The sequence below is a fragment of the Brevibacillus parabrevis genome (assembly GCF_022701015.1).
Classification (GTDB): Bacteria; Bacillota; Bacilli; order Brevibacillales; family Brevibacillaceae; genus Brevibacillus; species Brevibacillus parabrevis.
The window spans coordinates 3,554,221-3,571,727 of sequence record NZ_CP064090.1; the positions used below are offsets into that span (position 1 = coordinate 3,554,221).

Consider the following 17,507-nt stretch of genomic DNA (forward strand, 5'->3'; position numbering starts at 1 on the left):
TGAAAGGATGAACACAGCCACTGTTGGAAATCCATTGAAAAACTACGTAGGGGGGCAATGGGTGGAGTCGCAGGCAACCCGTTTCGAGGATGTGCCCAATCCGGCGACAGGTGAACTGCTTTCCCGCGTACCGCTGTCGACGAAGGAAGACGTGGACAAGGCCGTTGCCGCTGCGAAGGAAGCTTTCGTAGGCTGGAGCGCAACTCCTGTAGTCGATCGGGCGAGGATCATGTTCCGCTTTCACAGCCTGTTGATGAAGCACGAGGACGAGCTGGCACGGATGATCACGCTGGAGAACGGCAAAAATTTGCCGGAGGCGCAGGCAGAGCTGTTGCGCGGGCTGGAAATGGTCGAGTTTGCCTGCGGGATGCCGACCTTGCTGATGGGCGAGACGCTGCCGAACATCGCGGCCAACATTGACAGCCAGTCGATCCGCTTCCCGCTCGGTGTCGTCGGCGGGATTACACCGTTCAACTTCCCGGTGATGGTTCCGATGTGGATGTATCCAATCGCGATTACGGCGGGCAATACGTTCGTTCTCAAACCGTCGGAGCGCACTCCGCTGTCCTGTATCCGCATTGCCGAATTGCTGAAAGAAGCAGGCTTGCCGGACGGCGTATTCAACGTCGTTCACGGCGCTCACGATGTCGTCAACGGCTTGTTGGAGCATCCTGATGTGAAGGCCATCTCCTTCGTCGGCTCGCAGCCGGTAGCGGAGTACGTGTACAAAACGGCGGCCGCTCACGGCAAACGCGTGCAGGCGCTGGCGGGCGCGAAAAATCACCATTTGGTCATGCCGGATACCGACTTGAAGCGGGCGGCGAAAACGATCGTCAGCTCGGCGTTCGGTTGCGCTGGCGAGCGATGCATGGCGGCGAGTGCCGTGGTTGCTGTGGAGGAAATCGCCGACGAACTGGTGGCGCATCTGATCGAAGAATCCAATGCACTGAAGATGGGCAACGGTCTTGAGGCAGGCGTCGATCTCGGTCCGGTCATCCGTGACGCGCATTTGTCCAAAGTCCACAGCTACATCGAAAAGGGAGTGGAATCCGGGGCAGCGTTGGTGCGAGACGGACGGGAGGATGCGAAACAACAAGGGAGCGGCTATTTCCTCGGCCCGACCATTTTTGACCAGGCGGATGCGGAAATGGTCATCGTGCGCGACGAAATTTTTGCGCCTGTGCTCAGTGTCATGCGCGTGAGCAACTTTGAAGAAGGATTGGCGACGATCAGCCGTTCCCGCTTCGGCAACGGGGCGACGATTTACACGAACAACGGAAAATGGGGCAGAGAATTTGTGCAGCGGGTGGAAGCAGGGATGGTCGGCGTCAATGTCGGCGTGCCCGCGCCTATGGGCTTTTTCGCCTTCTCGGGCTGGAAAGAATCGTTTTACGGAGATCTCCACGCAAACGGCAAGGACGGCGTCATGTTCTTCACCAAGAAAAAGACGGTCACCTCCAGATGGTTTGAAGATGGCGATACAAGCATCGGCTCGCAAAAAGTGTTCGTCAAATAAAGGGGGCTTTCGCGATGGAGCAAGATCAACAGTTGCAAGAGTACGACAAGGACAGCCTGCTTGCGTCAGACCGCGAGCACATGTGGCACCACATGTCGCCCTACAATCCGAACCCGATGATCGTGACAGGCGCCCAAGGCTCCTGGATCACCGATATTGACGGCAATCGCTACCTGGATGGCATGTCGGGCCTGTGGTGTGTCAACGTCGGCTACGGGCGCAAGGAGCTGGCAGACGCCGCCTACGAGCAGTTGAAGCAGCTCGCCTATTTTCCGCTGACGCAGAGCCATGTGCCTGCGATCCGGCTCGCGGAAAAAGTCAGCGAGTGGCTGGGGGAAGAGTATCGCGTCTTCTTTTCCAACAGCGGGTCGGAGGCGAACGAAGTCGCATTCAAAATCGCGCGCCAGTACCATCACCAGAACGGAGAACCGGGGCGCTACAAGTTCATTTCGCGCCACCGCGCTTATCACGGCAACACGATGGGGGCGCTGGCTGCGACAGGCCAAGCAGTGCGCAAGGAAAAGTACGAGCCGCTCGCACCAGGATTTTTGCACGTTCCGCCGCCGTACTGTTATCGCTGTCCAGCGGGAAAATCGTACGGCAAGTGCAATCTGGAATGCGCCCAGTATTTCGATCAGGTGATCAACTGGGAAGGCGAGAAAACAGTGGCTGCGGTGATTATGGAGCCGACGATTACGGGCGGGGGAGTGCTCGTCCCGTCACCGGAGTACATGCCGAAGGTGCGGGAGATTTGCGACAAGTACGGCGTCCTGATGATCGTCGATGAGGTCATTTGCGGGTTTGGCCGCTCCGGCAAACATTTTGGCCATCAAAACTTCGGCATCAAGCCGGACATCGTCACGATGGCAAAAGGAATTACGAGCGCGTACTTGCCTCTGTCGGCAACAGCCGTGCGGGCGGACATCGCCGACAAGTTCAACGAGCAGGGCAATAATGCGCACTTCCGCCACGTCAACACGTTTGGCGGCAATCCGGCCGCCTGTGCGCTCGCGTTGAAAAACCTCGAAATTTTGGAAGAGGAAAAACTGGTCGAGCGTTCGGAACAGTTGGGAGCGGAACTGCGGGCCAAGCTGGCGTTTCTCGCGGATCATCCTTACGTCGGCGACATTCGCAGCTTCGGCTTCCTGATGGGGATCGAGCTGGTGGAGGATCGCAAAACAAAAGAGCCTGCCGCACCGGCGAAGCTCACACAGGTGATCGGCGAATGCAAAAAGCGCGGACTCATCATCGGCCGCAACGGCGACACGATTCCAGGCTTCAACAACGTGCTCACCCTGTCTCCGCCGTTTTCCACGACTAGCGAGGACATCGACTTTATTGCCCGCGTCATGAAAGAAGCTTTCGATACGTTGGAGTAGGAGCGGTCTATATAGCGTACTAGAGAGAAAAAAGCAGCCGCACCCGGCGTTCCGCTTTCGTGAGCGGCCAGGTGCGGCTTGCTGTGATGCTATTTTTGGTCGTACCGTTTTTGCAGCTTGGCTTTATGGGCATCGAGAATCTCTTCAAACGGAATCTCGTACTGGTTGGCGAGCAGGATCAAGTTACCGAGCACATCCCCCAGTTCCTCGACCAACTCCTGACGCGCTTCATGCGCCGCTTTTTCCTCTTCGTCCGGCCGATCTCTGCCAATTTCAATCGCCCGTACCGCGCGGGCAAGCTCGCCTGCTTCTTCCATCAGGAAGCCGACGCGAATAAACGGCCCGTACTGCGTCCAACCGCGCTCCTCGTAAAAATCTCCTACCCATTTCTGAAATTCCGTGATATTCAAACGTATCTGTCCCTTCTAGATTTTTGTATAATTGTACTATACACCAAAAAGTGGTGCTCGCAGCCACACAACTTTGATTGGTCTAGGAGGATGACATGAAACGTATCTGTGTTTTTGCAGGTTCCAACCCGGGAGTAAACCCGGCTTTTGCCGAGTACGCAGAAGCATTGGGCAAAGAACTGGTCAAACGAGAGCTTGAACTGGTATACGGTGGCTCCAACATGGGACTGATGGGGCGAGTGGCGAATACGGTTCTCTCGGCAGGAGGGAGCGCGATTGGCGTCATGCCGACAGGATTGTTTCGCGGTGAGATCGTACATACGGGTCTGACCGAACTGCATGAAGTTGTATCCATGCACGAGCGAAAAGCGAAAATGAACGACTTGTCCGATGGCTTTATCGCCTTGCCGGGCGGCTACGGAACGTTTGAAGAAATTTTTGAAGTGGTGAGCTGGGGGCAGATCGGGATTCACAGCAAGCCGATTGGTCTTCTGAATGTCGACGGCTACTACACTCCGCTGATGGAACTGGTGCGGCACGCTACCGAGACAGGCTTCATCCCGCAGATGCAGGGAGAGTTGGTCGTGTGCGAGAGCGATCCGGCCGTGTTGCTCGATCGTCTGCGCGATTACAAGCCGCCTGTCAAAGGAAACAAATGGTCAGAGCTGACTGAAGAGTAGCCGCCATATAAAAAAGCAGTTCGCTGTTTCAAAAGGGCGAACTGCTTTGCTTTTCTGATAAAATCATTTTCATTAAACGAAAAAGCGTTGACACAAAGTAAGAGCAAGTGATAATGTAAATGATCATATATCCAAGTGAACATATAGGAATAGTCATTATATGTTTCTGCTTCATACATAAGGAGGAACGGTCATGATCAAAACAAACAAATGGCTCCAGCTTTCCGCCACAGCGGTACTGCTTTCTGCACTGGTGCTTCCGCAAGCAGCCGGAGCAGCGCAAGCGAATCAACCTGTTGCCGTATTGGCAAAAGAAACGGTGGCTGCAACAGCCAAAGCCGAATACGCCAGCTATCTTGCCCAGCAATATGGCATTTCTATTGACAAAACAGTATCGCGCAGCCAATTTTCCCAAGCGCTGGCGAAAGTTGTGGCCGCTACTCAAAGTATAACGGAAAAAGAAGCGCTCGCCAAAGCTTATGTTCCGGAAGCGAAGGCGGGAGCAACGAAAATCGCTGCCTGGGAAGCGATCAGTGCCTCTGTCAAGGCAGCGGGATTGGCTGAGCTTGCTTACACATACAGCGAGGACAAGGTAGCATCTGCCTGGAAGGAAGCAGGTCTTGCCTACCAAAAAGGCGGAGCGGTTTCGCTGCAAGCGGCACAGGAAGTAGCCGCAGCAATTGATACCGGGCTTGTATCGGCAAACACCTTGGCAGCAATCAAGGCCGAAGGCGATACGACAACTGAATTGGCGGTAGAGCTGCTGGCGAAAGTGGTAGAGTTCCACGGCGACTACAAGAACTATCTCGGGACTGTGCAGGAGTCGGGCATTTACGGCAAGCTGGCGCAAGCCTGGAGCGAATCGTCGATTATCAAGGCAGGGGAGCTGCAAAAGCTCATTGATACGGGCTTGAAGCAAAATCTGTACACAGGCTACAACTTGAAAGATGCGGCATTCGACCCGCATTTTGATCCGGCGCGCACAATCACGTACGGGCATAGCGACTTGACTCATGCGATTCAACTGATCGGCTTGCTCAAGAGCGAGGGCATCGACGCGAAAATCCAGTTTGAGCCGAAAACGTCTGCTTTTATCTACTTGAAAGAGTGGGGAGAGCCGACGCAGACAGATGATTATCAAGTGGTCCAGATCGAAAACGGCAATTTCATCGCTTATGCGAAAGAATACGATTTGAGCTTTGAGTTTGCGAGCGAGGCTGAGAAAGAGCGCTTCCAGCCGCTCGTGCTGAAATACGCCAAACGGGATCAGGAAGACACGACCGGGCTCTTGGCAGCATCCTGGTGGCAGCCGCTCTACCATTCCCGCACGGAGCTTGCCGATTATCCGGTAATCACGAACAACGTGATCAAAGAAGGTCGCTACGTCGTCCAGACGTTCTCCTTGAACGAGGAGTCGGCAAAAGTGGTTGCCGGCTTGAAAAAGCTCAGCGACAAACTGAATGTCGAGACGTACAAGTTTTGGGTAGACCAGCCGTTCTTCAATTACTTGCACGGCGAATCGAAGTAAAGTCCATCGCGATCGCTTTTCGTCCAAAAGCCTTGTTTTCCGTACGCGGGAGCAAGGCTTTTTCCTGTTGCTGTCCTGTTTTCGGCTTGCGAAGCAATTTGCCTCACCGAAAAGTGGAACCATTTGGTAAACTGGAAAAGACAAACATCCGGCAAGAGGGAAACGGGGAGAGAGTACCGTGATTGTGAAATATATGATTGCCTTGGTTTCTAGCGTATGCCTGTCAGCAACAGTGTCAGCCGCCGCCTACAGTGTGGCTCCTAGCTGGCAACAGGCGGATTCGAGTCAAGGGATGCACGCCCAAGCCGTACAGGAGCTGTCCCAGACTTCGCTGCTCGGTTTTTTGCAGACGGGCAAGTGGCAGCGAGATACTTTGCGCAGACAGCTTGGACAGCCAGTCAAAACATTTGACGGATATGAATATTTTCAAAAGGGCGTAGCCGTCAAGTGGGACGAAAACGAGCGTGCATTCGGAGTGCTGGCTGACTCTGCGTTCACGGGAGAGATCGTCCCGGGCATTACCGTCCAAACTGCGAAAAAGGAGCTTTTGCGCAAGCTGGGAACTCCACTATTCTCGCAACAGAAGCAAGAGCTGATCGGTTACGCGTATCCGAATTACTATTTGTTTGTGACGTTTGCCGGGGAAAAGGTCAAAGCTTTTTCGCTCTACCGTCGCGATCCTCTCACAGACACCCGGGCGATCCTTGATATGGCAAGACATTTGCAAGAATACGGCGAAAAGCTCGCAGAGCCGGCCAATTCCGGGTCATTTTCCATCTTTGCCGCCTGGGGCCAGCCAGATTTCACCTATCATCTGCACGGGATCGGCACGTACGCCTGGGAGTATCCGTCCAGAGGAATCGCCTATGACGGCGCCCCGGAGGATGGGACTTTGACGATTTACAGCAATTTTCCGGCGAAAAGCGAGCTGCCTGCCTTGGCGAAGCTGCCGCATGTGACGATTTCAGCGGAAGACGCGCTCTTTTTGGCGGAAAAAGAGCGAATCGAGCTGGAAAAAGCCAACGTGGCACGAGCGAAGAGCGAAGGAATTGCCTCGCCCGATCAAAAAACGATCGCGGTGCCCGATTCGGAAGGGTTGTACAGTTCGACGAACATTCGTTTTTACAATAAGGATTACCAGCCACTCGCCCAGTTGTATCCGGGACATTTTGTCAATAAGCTCACCTGGCTCGACAATAACTGGATTTTGTACGACACGATGCTGGGTGTTGGCGCGTACCACGTTCCTGCGCAAAAGAACAGTGTTATCGTCGCGATGGACAAGCAGCCGGGCGTGCCCTTCACGGTTTTTGATATCAACCAAACCCGCATAAACACAACGAAAAAAGAAATCGTCTTTGAAGTGGGGACAGAAGCGAAAAAGTTGTACACCGTCACGTACCAAATCGCGGGTGAGCGCATTTTCTTCACTTGGAAAAAATAAAGCCACCTCCCGTTGCGCGAAGCTGCGCAGGAGCTGGCAAGGCGAGCGTTGCTTCATTCGTTTCGGTCCTCTTCTTGTTCCGCGAGGTAGGAGCGCATGCCCCGCACGAACAGCTCGCGAATCACTTCCTGCTGGGTTTTGCTGCTGACGAGCGCGCGAATTTGCTCCAGTTCGGCAACCAGCTCGGAATCGAGGTGGAGATTGACGGTCTTTCCTTTGTGGCGGGGATGGATTTCTCCATGGCTGGCGACCTGGCGGATCGTCCCATCCAGAATGGTGCGCGGATCAAGCTGCTTCGGGTCGGGTATGTACAGGCACGGTGCTTCCAAAATAATATGGGTCAGTTCTTCGCTGAAACGAATGGCGAGGGGCTGCCCCTTTTTTTTGTGAAAGTCGCGTATTTGCCGGGAAAACGCCTGATTGTCCACGGTATTTTCCAGCATGATGACGGCCAGTTCCATAGTGCCTCCTTACGGGAGAGGGAAAAACAACTCTTCTTCCGGTACTGCCGGCACGACTTCTCCCGTTGTTTCCAATTGAACTTGGTAAAAAAAGCGAAGATCATGGCGCGAGACAGCCGTGACCAATGCCCAGCAAAAGTCCCGATTGGCCTGGCGGAGCTGCACGCGGTCCAAAACATCATACGCAGGGGCAAGCAGTCCTTTTTCATCTAAAAACGCCAGCACGGCTTCGCGCGGATACAGAAAGCGTTTGTTCCCTTGCTTGCTCGCGAGCAGGGGAAAAGCTTCCCGTTCATCGACGCCATCTCCCAAGTAGCCGTTGTCCGACCAGCGCTTGATGGAGGCCATGCTGCCGTAGCGCCCCTGCTTTTGGTTCAGCAGGTCGAGAATTTCCCGCGAGGACAAATACGTTTTCCGCTGTTCCAACTGCTCCAGATAGGCGTGCTGTTCCTGTTCCAGCTCGGCAAGCAGGGCGTGCAGCTCGGCGATTTGTTTTTTGGTCTGCTCGATTTTTTGGGCGTAGTCCCTCATCTGACAAACTCCTTTGCCGCCGTGGTTATTGTTAGCCTATTCGCTGCTGAAATCATTCATGACTGCGCGAGCGAAATGATTGCATCGCAAACATATGCTGCCGTGAAATGAAACAATCATAAAACGCGTTGCTTGCACATTGATTAATAGCAAGCATCTTATTCGAGCTGGCAAGGAGGTTGTGTATGGATGAGCGTGCCCAATGATCTGCAAAAAAATTTTAGCGAAGTGGTGAGCGCCCTAAAACCGAAAGAGGCGGTCGATGAGGCGAATCGCTGCCTGTTCTGCTACGACGCCCCCTGTATCAAGGCTTGTCCCACATCGATTGACATTCCTTCGTTCATTCGCAAAATCGCCACAGGCAATTTGCTCGGTTCGGCGAGGACGATCATGGAATCCAATCCGGTAGGGGCAAGCTGTGCTCGTGTTTGTCCGACCGAGGAACTGTGCGAGGGCGCCTGTGTGCTCAATCACGCCTCCAAGCCAATCATGATCGGTTTGTTGCAACGCCACGCGACCGACTGGGCGATTGCGAACAAAGCCAGTCTGTTTCAGAAAGGAGAGCCTGCCGGAAAGCGGGTGGCGATCATTGGCGCGGGACCAGCCGGGCTGTCGGCGGCGCGGGAACTGGCCCGTCTCGGTTACGAGGTCACGATGTACGAAGCGAAAGAAAAAGCGGGCGGCCTGAACACGTACGGCATCGTTTCCTTCCGGCTGCCGCAGGAAGTTTCGCTGTGGGAGGTCGAGCAAGTAGAGGCGCTCGGCGTCAAAATCCACACCAACACGCGGATCGGCGTCGACATCATGCCCGATGAGCTTTTTGCCAACTACGACTCGGTTTTGCTCGCGGCAGGCATGGCCAAAGTGCCTTCGCTCCAGATTCCGGGGGAAGAGCTGGAAGGCGTTTTGGATGCGATTACATTGGTGGAGGAGACGAAAACAAAGCCGCTGTCAGCTGAGATGGTCGGCAAAAAAGTAGTCGTGATCGGCGCAGGGAACACAGCGATTGACGCCGCGACCTGTTCGAAGCGGCTGGGTGCGGACAACGTGCAAATTTTGTATCGGAGAACCGTGCAGGAAATGAGCTGTTACCAGTTTGAATACGAGTTTGCCAAACAGGATGGCGTAGAGTTCCGCTGGCTGGTTGCCCCGACGCGCGTGCTTGGAGAAGGCGGGCGTGTGATCGGGCTGGAGCTGATCCGCATGCAGCTTGGAGAGCCGGATGCCAAAGGCAGAAAACGCCCGGTTCCTGTCGCTGGCAGCGAGTTCGTGATCGAGGTGGATTTCGTAGTGAAAGCGATCGGCCAAAACCGCCATCTGCCGTTGATCGATCTGCTTGGCTTGCAGCATCAAAACGGCATCGTCGCGGTTGAGGAAGGCACGTATCGCACATCGAATCCGCAAGTATTTGCCGCAGGGGACGTGATTTTCGGCGGAGGGAAGACCGATGCGATGGTAGTGGATGCAGCCAATCACGGCAAGCGTGCCGCTCACGCGATTCACAAGGCGATCAGCGAGAAGCAGCCTGTCTGAACAAGCAGGCGGGCGCAGCAAGCAGCCCTCTGAGCCTGTTTTTGCAGCAGATCAGGGGAGTACGGCGGGCATATTCTCGCCAAAAGATGGAGGAGTCCGATCATGGCCGATCTTTCTATCAATCTCGCAGGTATTCAATCCCCCAATCCGTTCTGGCTGGCCTCAGCGCCGCCGACGAACTCGGGCTATCAAGTCCAGCGCGCTTTCGAAGCGGGGTGGGGCGGTGCGGTCTGGAAAACATTAGGAGAACCGATCGTCAACGTCACCTCGCGTTTTGCCGGATTGAATTTTGGCGGGCAACGCGTGTTCGGCTTCAACAACATCGAGCTGATTACGGATAAACCGTTGGAAGTGAACCTGAAGGAAATGGATGAGACGAAGAAACGTTTTCCGAAACACACCTTGATTGCCTCGCTGATGGTGGAGCACAAGCAAGAGGCGTGGCACGAGATCGTCAAAAAGGTGGAAGCGATCGGCGTCGATGGCCTGGAACTGAACTTCGGCTGTCCGCACGGCATGGCGGAGCGGGGAATGGGTTCGGCGGTCGGGCAGCATCCCGACTTGATCCGCCAGCAGGTCGAGTGGGTAAAAGAAGTGGCGCAGACGCCTGTGATCGTCAAGCTGACGCCCAATATTACGGATATTCGCTTTACAGCCAGAGCCGCTTCAGCAGGAGGAGCCGATGCCGTCAGCATGATCAACACGATCAACAGCTTGATGGGCGTCGATTTGGACAAATGGCTGCCGATTCCCCACGTAGACGGAAAAGGGGCGCATGGCGGCTACTGCGGGCCTGCCGTGAAGCCGATCGCCCTGAACATGGTGGCGGAGTGTGCCCGCGATCCGTTTGTCCGCCTGCCGATTTCCGGGATTGGCGGCATCTCCAACTGGCGGGATGCGGTCGAGTTTTTGCTGATGGGCGCGACTGGCGTACAGGTGTGCACAGCGGCGATGCACCATGGCTTCCGGATTGTCGAAGACATGATCGACGGCTTGAACAACTATTTGGATCAGCGGGGAATCGCGTCAGTGATGGACATCGTGGGCAAAGCAGTACACACCTACTCGGATTGGGGCCATCTGAACCTCAACTACAAAGTAGTCGCCCGCATTCACGAAGAGACCTGTATCAACTGCAACAAATGCCATATCGCCTGTGAAGACACATCTCACCAGTGCATCGATATCGTCAGCGATGCAGCGACTGGCAAAGAACGGCTGGTCGTGCGCGAGGAAGACTGCGTCGGCTGCAACCTGTGTTCGATCGTCTGCCCGGTAGAAGGCACGATTGAGATGGTAGAAATCCCGTCGAACCAGCCGCCGCTTTCCTGGAACCAGCGTCAGGCGGCACTTGCTGGCGGCGGCAGCTGCGAGACGTGAGTGGGACTTCTGGCATGATGGAGGCAAAAGCGGCATAGCATGTACGAGGAAAGATTGTCTCATTCACGCGCGGCAGAGGAAAGGAGCGAAACAAGCGATGAAAAAATGGATTCGCAACGGGACGATTGTGACCGCGTCTGACACGTACCAGGCAGACGTGTTGATCGAGGGAGAGAAAGTCGTGGCGATCGGCTCTCAATTACAAGCAGGCGATGCGGAAGTGATAGACGCGTCAGGCTGTTACTTGTTTCCAGGCGGGATCGACCCGCATACGCATCTCGACATGCCGTTTGGCGGCACCGTTACTTCGGATAACTTTTTCACGGGCACAAAAGCAGCGGCATTCGGCGGGACGACGAGCATCGTGGACTTTTGCCTGACGACCAAGGGAGAGTCGCTTCATTCCGCGATTGCCACCTGGCACGAAAAAGCACGGGGCAAGGCCGTCATCGACTACGGATTCCACTTGATGGTGTCCGATGCGAACGACGATGTGCTGGAAGAGCTGGAGGCAGTCGTCAACAACGAAGGGATTACTTCGCTCAAAGTATTTATGGCCTACAAAAATGTGCTGATGGCCGATGACGAGACGTTGTTCAAAACGCTCATCCGCGCAAAAGAGCTGGGGGCACTCGTCCAGGTGCATGCGGAAAACGGCGACGTGCTGGATTATTTGACCAAACAAGCGCTGGCTGAGGGAAATACCGATCCGGTGTACCACGCCTATACACGTCCGCCGGAAGCGGAAGGAGAGGCGACGGGACGCGCGATTGCTCTTACGGCGCTGGCGGATGCCCAGCTCTACGTCGTGCATGTGTCGTGTGCCGATGCCGTTCGCCGGATTGCCGAAGCGCGTGAAAAAGGCTGGAACGTGTACGGAGAAACGTGTCCGCAATATTTGGTGCTGGACATCACGGCATTGGAACAGCCGAATTTTGAAGGAGCCAAATACGTCTGGTCGCCTCCCTTGCGCGAAAAGTGGAACCAGGACGTGCTGTGGAGCGCCCTGAAAAACGGCATTTTGCAGACAGTCGGCTCCGATCACTGCCCGTTCAACTTCTCCGGGCAAAAAGAACTCGGGCGCGGCGATTTCACGAAAATTCCCAACGGAGGGCCAATCATCGAAGACCGTATGACGATCTTGTTCTCCGAAGGGGTGCAGAAGGAGAAAATCAGCCTCAACCAATTCGTGGACATCACCTCGACGAAGGTTGCCAAGCTGTTCGGCATGTTTCCGCAAAAAGGCACGATTGCAGTCGGTTCCGATGCGGATATTGTTTTGTTTGATCCGAATGTTCAGCGGACGATCTCGGTGGAGACGCATCATATGAACGTGGACTACAACCCGTTTGAAGGAATGCAAGTGTACGGCGATGTCATTTCCGTTCTCTCGCGCGGCTCCTTCGTCGTTCGCAACAAGCAGTTTGTCGGCCAGGCGGGAGCAGGGCGCTACGTCAAACGCTCCACTTTTGCCAGACCGTAGTGATTACAACAGGAAGGCGCGAGGAGGGATAGGCATGGCGGATCGAGTACGGATTGGTCTGATTCAGGCCAAAAATGAGGTGCATGGCGACGAGCCTGTGCATCTGCACAAGGAAAAGGCAATCGAAAAGCATGTAAAAATGGTGCGGGACGCCGCTGCCAAAGGGGCGCAAATCGTCTGCCTGCAAGAAATTTTTTACGGCCCGTATTTTTGTGCAGAGCAGAGTACGAAATGGTACGAGTCGGCGGAAGAGGTGCCCAACGGCCCCACAGTCCAGCAGTTTTGCGCCCTGGCGAAGGAGCTTGGCACTGTGATCATTTTGCCTGTGTACGAAAAAGTCGGAATCGCCACGTACTACAATACAGCGGCCGTCATCGATGCGGACGGCACGTATTTGGGCAAGTACCGCAAGCAGCATATCCCGCATGTCGGGGTCGGCAGCAGCGGCTGCGGTTTTTGGGAGAAATATTACTTCAAGCCGGGCAATATGGGGTACCCGGTTTTCGATACCGCTTTTGCCAAAGTAGGCGTTTATATTTGCTACGACCGCCACTTCCCGGAAGGGGCGCGTCTGTTGGGACTGAACGGCGCGGAAATCGTCTTCAATCCTTCTGCGACTGTAGCGGGGCTGTCCGAGTATTTGTGGAAGCTCGAACAGCCTGCGCACGCCGTGGCAAACGGCTACTACGTCGCCGCGATCAACCGGGTCGGGACGGAAGCGCCGTGGAACATGGGCGAATTTTACGGCCAGTCGTATCTGGTCGATCCGCGAGGCCAGTTCGTCGCTGTCGGCAGCCGCGACCAGGATGAAGTGATCGTGGCGGACATGGATCGCAGCAAAATCAGGGAAGTGCGGGATACGTGGCAATTTTATCGGGATCGCCGCCCGGAAACGTACGAAGACATGGTGAAATTGCTGCCGTAATGCAAAGAGGGGGAGACGCCGGTTATGCGTCTTCCTCCTTTTCACATCGTGGGTACGTTCTGCAAAACGATGACGATACGGGAAAAAGGAGCGCTCCGGCATGAAGAGGAAAGAAACGGTCTATCGGGGAGTGGAGTATGAGGAAGCCATGCGAGTCGTCCAGGCGCAGAAGTACGAACGCGCCGAACGCCGTCATTTTACGAATGGCGCAAGCGCCAAAGCTGTGTTTGGATCAGGGGTGTATCTGGTAAGCAATCCGGTGGTTGCGGCGCAGTACGCCATTTGCCATGCCGAGACGATCGGAGACAAGGCTGTCGTGCTCAAGCAAGAGGTCGATGTGCCCGGGCTTCTCCAATTGGACGAGCGCTTTGGCGAAAACGAGCTGCGCAGGGAAGCGCTGCGGTACAGGCATTCCCACGAAGAGCTGGAACAGCGTGTTGCGAACATGGAGCATCAGGAGTGGTTGGAATGGACAGGGGACGAGGTGCGGGCCTATTTGCTCGCCTGTGGATACCGGGGGATTCGCTATCGGATCACCCCGGACCTTACGTACTACGTCTGTTATGAGCCTGATGCGCAAATCAAAGCGATTTCGATCCTTTCTGTGCTCGAACTGTGAGAAATCACCCAAGACTATCGACGTACTCGCCGTAGTTTGGTAAGATTAGACAATATTCGAGCTTTTCCATCTATCTAGTTTGGACACAGGAGGATTGCCTACAGCTATGAATGTACTACGTAATCTCAGTACCAGGGCCAAAATGTTCAGCTTGATCATCTTGATGGCTGTCTTCTTATGTGTGGTTGGATTCACAGGCTATTTCCATGTGAAAATATCCGGTGAGCGGATGCAATCCATGTATGAAGAACAACTGCTTCCAGTGAAATGGATCAATGACTGGCGGCAAGACATCCGGGCCATCGACGGGCTGATCTACAAAATGATTCTCGATCCCACTCCTGCCGTTCTCGCCGGGTACATGGCCGAGCTGCAACAGCGAGTCGCTTCGGCAGATCAGACGTTCCAATATCTCCAGAACTCCCACCTGGACGAAAAGGAGCAGGAGAAAGTCAAGAAGCTGACAGAGCTTTTGGCGCAGTACGAGAAAGATCAGACAGAGGTTATCAATCTGATCAAGGAGCACAAGACGGATCAGGCTTACGCTTACTATCGGGCCACTGACAAAACGCTGAGCTGGATCAATCAGGAGCAGCTTGAATGGGCCAACTACAAATCGTCCCAGGCCGATATGATTCAGCAAGAGAACGCTGCCGATTCCGAGAAAGCCGTCTTGATGCTGTTTATTGTAGGAGGCGCCTCGATTGCTTTGGCATGCGTTTTAGGATATTTGATCTCTCGCATGATTTCCGAGCCGCTGCGTCTCGTAGCAACCCGGATGGAAGAGTTGGCGCAGGGCAACTTGGCGGTTGCGCCAGTCACCTATTTGGCAAAAGACGAGGTAGGCAAGCTCGGGGTTGCTTTCAATGAGCTGGTCGTCAATTTCCGTTCCTTGATCGAGCAGGTAAAAGTGGCAGGGGAGCAAGTCGCCGCTTCGTCTGAGGAGCTGTCAGCGAGCGCTGAACAGACCGTTCGCGCAACGGAGCAAGCGATGGGCAGCGTGGAGCATATTGCCGCTTCGTCAGAGGTGCAGACGCTTCGCACACAGGAAAGCGTACGCGTCATGGAGGAAATGTCGATCGCGATTCAGCGGATTGCAGACACGTCCAGTGCGGTTTCGGAATCGTCGGCGCTGGCTGCGGATGATGCCCAGCAAGGGAACACACAAATCCAGCACGCTGTCGCGCAGATCGACTCGCTGTCCCAAGGCGTCAATCACGCAGCAGACCTCGTGCAGCAGCTTGGCGTTCGCTCCCAAGCAATCGGACAAATTGTCGATGTGATTACAGGAATCGCTTCCCAAACGAATCTGTTGGCGCTGAATGCAGCGATCGAGGCAGCGCGCGCCGGAGAACAGGGCAGAGGATTTGCTGTCGTGGCAGATGAGGTGCGCAAGCTGGCGGAACAATCGGAGGAGTCTGCTCGGGAAATCGCCCGCCTGATCGGAGAAATCCAGCAGGAGACAACACAAGTGGTTTCCGTCATGCAGTCAGGTACGGAAGAGGCGAAAAGAGGGGCTGTCGCCGTTCAGGAAGCGGGGGACACGTTCCAGCGGATTGTGGCGTCAGCCAAAGACGTGGCTGGCCAAATCCAGGAAGTATCCGCAGCGACCGAACAAATGTCTGCGAGCATGCAGCAGGTTGCATCTGCCATGGACGAGATGAACAGGCTGTCAGAGGAAGCTGCCGTACATACGCAAGCCGTATCAGCGGGAGCGGAGGAGCAACTGGCTACCATGCAGGAAATTGCTCGCTCCAGCAACAATTTGAACGAGCTGTCGCATGAATTGCAAGAATCCATCAGCCAATTCAAATGGTAGGGTAGAGCGTACCCGAACGAACAGAAGACTGGCAACCCACGTGGTTGTCAGTCTTTTTTTGCTCATCTAATAGGAAAAGGCTCCGTCAAAAACGCGACGAAGCCGATCTTTATTTCGCAATATTTCGATAATAAATCAGGAAGCTTTTGACTCTCTTGCTTGCGATGTGATTTGCTCGTAATCTTTTTGGCTCAAAATCGTCGAGTCGCTCTTCATCATCCACGTATAAATCGCCAGCGAAATCAGCAGGCCGATGGTCCAGGCGTTGTCCCAAATGATGTGCAGGCCAGGGATGTACTTGCTGATAAACGGAATGGCGATCCCGATCAGCATCGCCCAGATCGCGCGGCTGTTGAAGCCGGTTTTGTAGGCGTACATGCCATCAGTTTTGTACAGCTCCGTCAGATGGATACGTCTTTTGCGCACGAGCCAGTAGTCAGCGATGGCAATGCCGTCAATCGGTCCAAGCAGTGCGCCATAAGTGCCGAGCCAGAGGAAAATGTAGTTGCCGAAATTCTCCAGGATGTACCATGGCTGCATGAGCAAGGAGACGACACCGGCAATGATAGCCCCGGCTTCATAGGAAAGACGGCGCGGCGCGAGGTTTTCCACAGCACGGGCGGGCGCGACGATGTTCGCGGCGACGTTGGTAGTCAGAGTAGCGAGAATGATGCCGAGAGTACCGAGGAAGATGGCAAACGGCGAGAATTTGGCAAGGACCGCAGCCGGGTCCCACAAAGCTTCTCCATAAATGACGACAGTAGCGGAGGCGACAGCTACCCCGATGAAGGAGAAAAAGCCCATCGTTGTCGGCAAGGAAGAGGATTGGCCGACGACTTGCGCCTTTTGGCTTTTGGCGTAGCGACAGAAGTCAGGAATGTTCAGCGCCATAGTCGCCCAAAATGCGATGGCTCCGGTCAAGGCCGGGAAGAAGACGACTAAAAACTCGCTTGTGGTGGTGAACTTGGACGGAGCGGAGAGCATCGGGCCCCAGCCGCCTGCTTTGGTCAGCGCCCACACGAGCAAGGCGAGACTCATCAGGATCAGGATAGGGGCTGCCCATGCTTCCATTTTTTTGATCGCTTCTGGACCGCGATAGGCGACCCAGACGTTCAACAGCCAAAAGCCGAAGAAGGCGATCCACAGATGGCCGGGAACGCTTGCCCAATCTGTCATCGACATAAGCAACGTATCGATGGCGGCACCGCCGAACCAACAGTTGATGCCAAACCAGCCAGCTCCGATCAAACCGCGAGCGACGGCCGGAATGTGCGCGCCCTTCGATCCAAACCAGAGCCTTGCAAACACGGGATAAGGGATGCCGAATTTTGTCCCGGCATGAGAGTTGAGGAGAATAGGGATAAGGACAATACAGTTTCCGAGAATGATCGTCAAAATTGCCTGCCACCAGTTCATGCCCAGCGAGATGAGTCCGGCGGCCATCGCGTACGTGGGAAGACAGATACACATCCCGATCCAGAGACTGGCGAAGTTGTAGGACGTCCACGTATGCTCTGCTTTGGTTGTCGGCCGCAGCCCTTCATTATAGAGCGGACTGTCCTTGACCAAATCCGTCCCTTCTTGGGTCAGGGTGACGATTCCATTTGATTCTGCCTGCGTCTTCATTGCTTTCCCTCCTTTTTTTGACAAAATCCGCTGGCATTCGGACAACCGCCCCCAGTTTGTCTCGAATACAAGTTGTAACATTATATTGGGGGAGAGAAGACCTAATTCCAGCTTTTTGCCGGGGAAAAAAGAACGCCTGGAACGGAAATGTTCCAGGCGAGCAGCAAGTACGA

At 54.8% G+C, this 17,507-nt stretch carries 15 protein-coding genes; 11 read left to right on the plus strand and 4 right to left on the minus strand.

Features of this window, described 5'->3' with window-relative positions:
- Window positions 1-7: 7 nt before the first annotated feature.
- Window positions 8-1,516, plus strand: coding sequence for a CoA-acylating methylmalonate-semialdehyde dehydrogenase (locus IRJ17_RS17130; RefSeq protein ID WP_217021245.1), 1,509 nt, complete (start codon window positions 8-10; stop codon window positions 1,514-1,516).
- Between the two features lie 14 nt (window positions 1,517-1,530).
- Window positions 1,531-2,895, plus strand: a complete 1,365-nt coding sequence (locus IRJ17_RS17135; RefSeq protein ID WP_122965404.1) for an aspartate aminotransferase family protein — start codon at window positions 1,531-1,533, stop codon at window positions 2,893-2,895.
- Between the two features lie 89 nt (window positions 2,896-2,984).
- On the opposite strand, the gene IRJ17_RS17140 is transcribed toward IRJ17_RS17135, so the two are convergent.
- Window positions 2,985-3,305 (minus strand): MazG nucleotide pyrophosphohydrolase domain-containing protein, encoded by a 321-nt coding sequence (locus IRJ17_RS17140; RefSeq protein WP_217021243.1) that lies wholly within the window; start codon window positions 3,303-3,305, stop codon window positions 2,985-2,987.
- A 95-nt stretch (window positions 3,306-3,400) separates the two neighbouring features.
- Here IRJ17_RS17140 and IRJ17_RS17145 point away from each other — a divergent pair, with 95 nt between their 5' ends.
- The 3 genes from IRJ17_RS17145 (at window position 3,401) to IRJ17_RS17155 (ending at window position 6,957) form a co-directional block, all read left to right on the plus strand.
- Window positions 3,401-3,985 carry an LOG family protein gene (locus IRJ17_RS17145; RefSeq protein ID WP_122965406.1) on the plus strand — a complete coding sequence of 195 codons (585 nt, stop codon included), beginning with the start codon at window positions 3,401-3,403 and terminating at the stop codon, window positions 3,983-3,985.
- A 193-nt stretch (window positions 3,986-4,178) separates the two neighbouring features.
- Window positions 4,179-5,513, plus strand: a complete 1,335-nt coding sequence (locus IRJ17_RS17150) for a hypothetical protein (protein ID WP_167470341.1) — start codon at window positions 4,179-4,181, stop codon at window positions 5,511-5,513.
- 178 nt (window positions 5,514-5,691) lie between these two features.
- Entirely contained in the window at window positions 5,692-6,957 is a 1,266-nt protein-coding gene (locus tag IRJ17_RS17155; RefSeq protein WP_122965407.1) for a hypothetical protein, read from the plus strand.
- Window positions 6,958-7,010: 53 nt separating this feature from the next.
- Here IRJ17_RS17155 and IRJ17_RS17160 read toward each other — a convergent pair whose 3' ends face one another.
- Both IRJ17_RS17160 and IRJ17_RS17165 read right to left on the minus strand, forming a co-directional pair.
- A complete protein-coding gene (locus IRJ17_RS17160) occupies window positions 7,011-7,418 on the minus strand; it encodes a hypothetical protein (RefSeq protein WP_122965408.1) in 408 nt (135 codons plus the stop codon).
- Window positions 7,419-7,427: 9 nt separating this feature from the next.
- On the minus strand, window positions 7,428-7,949 hold the full coding sequence (locus IRJ17_RS17165; RefSeq protein ID WP_217021233.1) for a hypothetical protein: 522 nt from the start codon (window positions 7,947-7,949) through the stop codon (window positions 7,428-7,430).
- 189 nt (window positions 7,950-8,138) lie between these two features.
- Between IRJ17_RS17165 and IRJ17_RS17170 the strand changes: the two genes are divergently transcribed.
- From IRJ17_RS17170 to IRJ17_RS17195, 6 genes are all read left to right on the plus strand, one after another.
- Window positions 8,139-9,482: an NAD(P)-dependent oxidoreductase gene (locus IRJ17_RS17170; RefSeq protein WP_173596572.1), complete on the plus strand. Its 1,344-nt coding sequence runs from the start codon at window positions 8,139-8,141 to the stop codon at window positions 9,480-9,482.
- A 102-nt stretch (window positions 9,483-9,584) separates the two neighbouring features.
- Complete coding sequence (gene preA, locus IRJ17_RS17175; RefSeq protein WP_122965411.1) at window positions 9,585-10,862, plus strand: NAD-dependent dihydropyrimidine dehydrogenase subunit PreA; 1,278 nt, start codon at window positions 9,585-9,587, stop codon at window positions 10,860-10,862.
- Between the two features lie 97 nt (window positions 10,863-10,959).
- The gene (gene hydA, locus IRJ17_RS17180; protein ID WP_242771203.1) at window positions 10,960-12,345 is read left to right on the plus strand and encodes a dihydropyrimidinase; all 1,386 of its coding nucleotides are present in this window, start codon (window positions 10,960-10,962) and stop codon (window positions 12,343-12,345) included.
- Window positions 12,346-12,379: 34 nt separating this feature from the next.
- A complete protein-coding gene (locus IRJ17_RS17185) occupies window positions 12,380-13,270 on the plus strand; it encodes a nitrilase-related carbon-nitrogen hydrolase (RefSeq protein ID WP_173596574.1) in 891 nt (296 codons plus the stop codon).
- A 100-nt stretch (window positions 13,271-13,370) separates the two neighbouring features.
- Window positions 13,371-13,889 (plus strand): hypothetical protein, encoded by a 519-nt coding sequence (locus tag IRJ17_RS17190; RefSeq protein ID WP_242771205.1) that lies wholly within the window; start codon window positions 13,371-13,373, stop codon window positions 13,887-13,889.
- A gap of 106 nt (window positions 13,890-13,995) precedes the next feature.
- Window positions 13,996-15,708 (plus strand): methyl-accepting chemotaxis protein, encoded by a 1,713-nt coding sequence (locus tag IRJ17_RS17195; RefSeq protein WP_122965415.1) that lies wholly within the window; start codon window positions 13,996-13,998, stop codon window positions 15,706-15,708.
- Window positions 15,709-15,843: 135 nt separating this feature from the next.
- Here the strand turns inward: IRJ17_RS17195 and IRJ17_RS17200 are convergent, their stop codons facing one another.
- Window positions 15,844-17,334 (minus strand): NCS1 family nucleobase:cation symporter-1, encoded by a 1,491-nt coding sequence (locus tag IRJ17_RS17200; RefSeq protein WP_122965416.1) that lies wholly within the window; start codon window positions 17,332-17,334, stop codon window positions 15,844-15,846.
- Window positions 17,335-17,507 lie beyond the last annotated feature (173 nt).

Excerpts from the sequence above, each read along its gene's own strand:
- hydA (WP_242771203.1), top strand. The coding sequence starts at position 10,960 with ATGAAAAAATGGATTCGCAACGGGACGATTGTGACCGCGTCTGACACG.
- IRJ17_RS17150 (WP_167470341.1), top strand. The coding sequence starts at position 4,179 with ATGATCAAAACAAACAAATGGCTCCAGCTTTCCGCCACAGCGGTACTG.
- IRJ17_RS17195 (WP_122965415.1), top strand. The coding sequence starts at position 13,996 with ATGAATGTACTACGTAATCTCAGTACCAGGGCCAAAATGTTCAGCTTG.
- IRJ17_RS17160 (WP_122965408.1), bottom strand. The coding sequence starts at position 7,418 with ATGGAACTGGCCGTCATCATGCTGGAAAATACCGTGGACAATCAGGCG.
- IRJ17_RS17200 (WP_122965416.1), bottom strand. The coding sequence starts at position 17,334 with ATGAAGACGCAGGCAGAATCAAATGGAATCGTCACCCTGACCCAAGAA.
- IRJ17_RS17130 (WP_217021245.1), top strand. The coding sequence starts at position 8 with ATGAACACAGCCACTGTTGGAAATCCATTGAAAAACTACGTAGGGGGG.
- IRJ17_RS17135 (WP_122965404.1), top strand. The coding sequence starts at position 1,531 with ATGGAGCAAGATCAACAGTTGCAAGAGTACGACAAGGACAGCCTGCTT.
- IRJ17_RS17145 (WP_122965406.1), top strand. The coding sequence starts at position 3,401 with ATGAAACGTATCTGTGTTTTTGCAGGTTCCAACCCGGGAGTAAACCCG.
- IRJ17_RS17165 (WP_217021233.1), bottom strand. The coding sequence starts at position 7,949 with ATGAGGGACTACGCCCAAAAAATCGAGCAGACCAAAAAACAAATCGCC.
- preA (WP_122965411.1), top strand. The coding sequence starts at position 9,585 with ATGGCCGATCTTTCTATCAATCTCGCAGGTATTCAATCCCCCAATCCG.
- IRJ17_RS17185 (WP_173596574.1), top strand. The coding sequence starts at position 12,380 with ATGGCGGATCGAGTACGGATTGGTCTGATTCAGGCCAAAAATGAGGTG.
- IRJ17_RS17190 (WP_242771205.1), top strand. The coding sequence starts at position 13,371 with ATGAAGAGGAAAGAAACGGTCTATCGGGGAGTGGAGTATGAGGAAGCC.
- IRJ17_RS17170 (WP_173596572.1), top strand. The coding sequence starts at position 8,139 with ATGAGCGTGCCCAATGATCTGCAAAAAAATTTTAGCGAAGTGGTGAGC.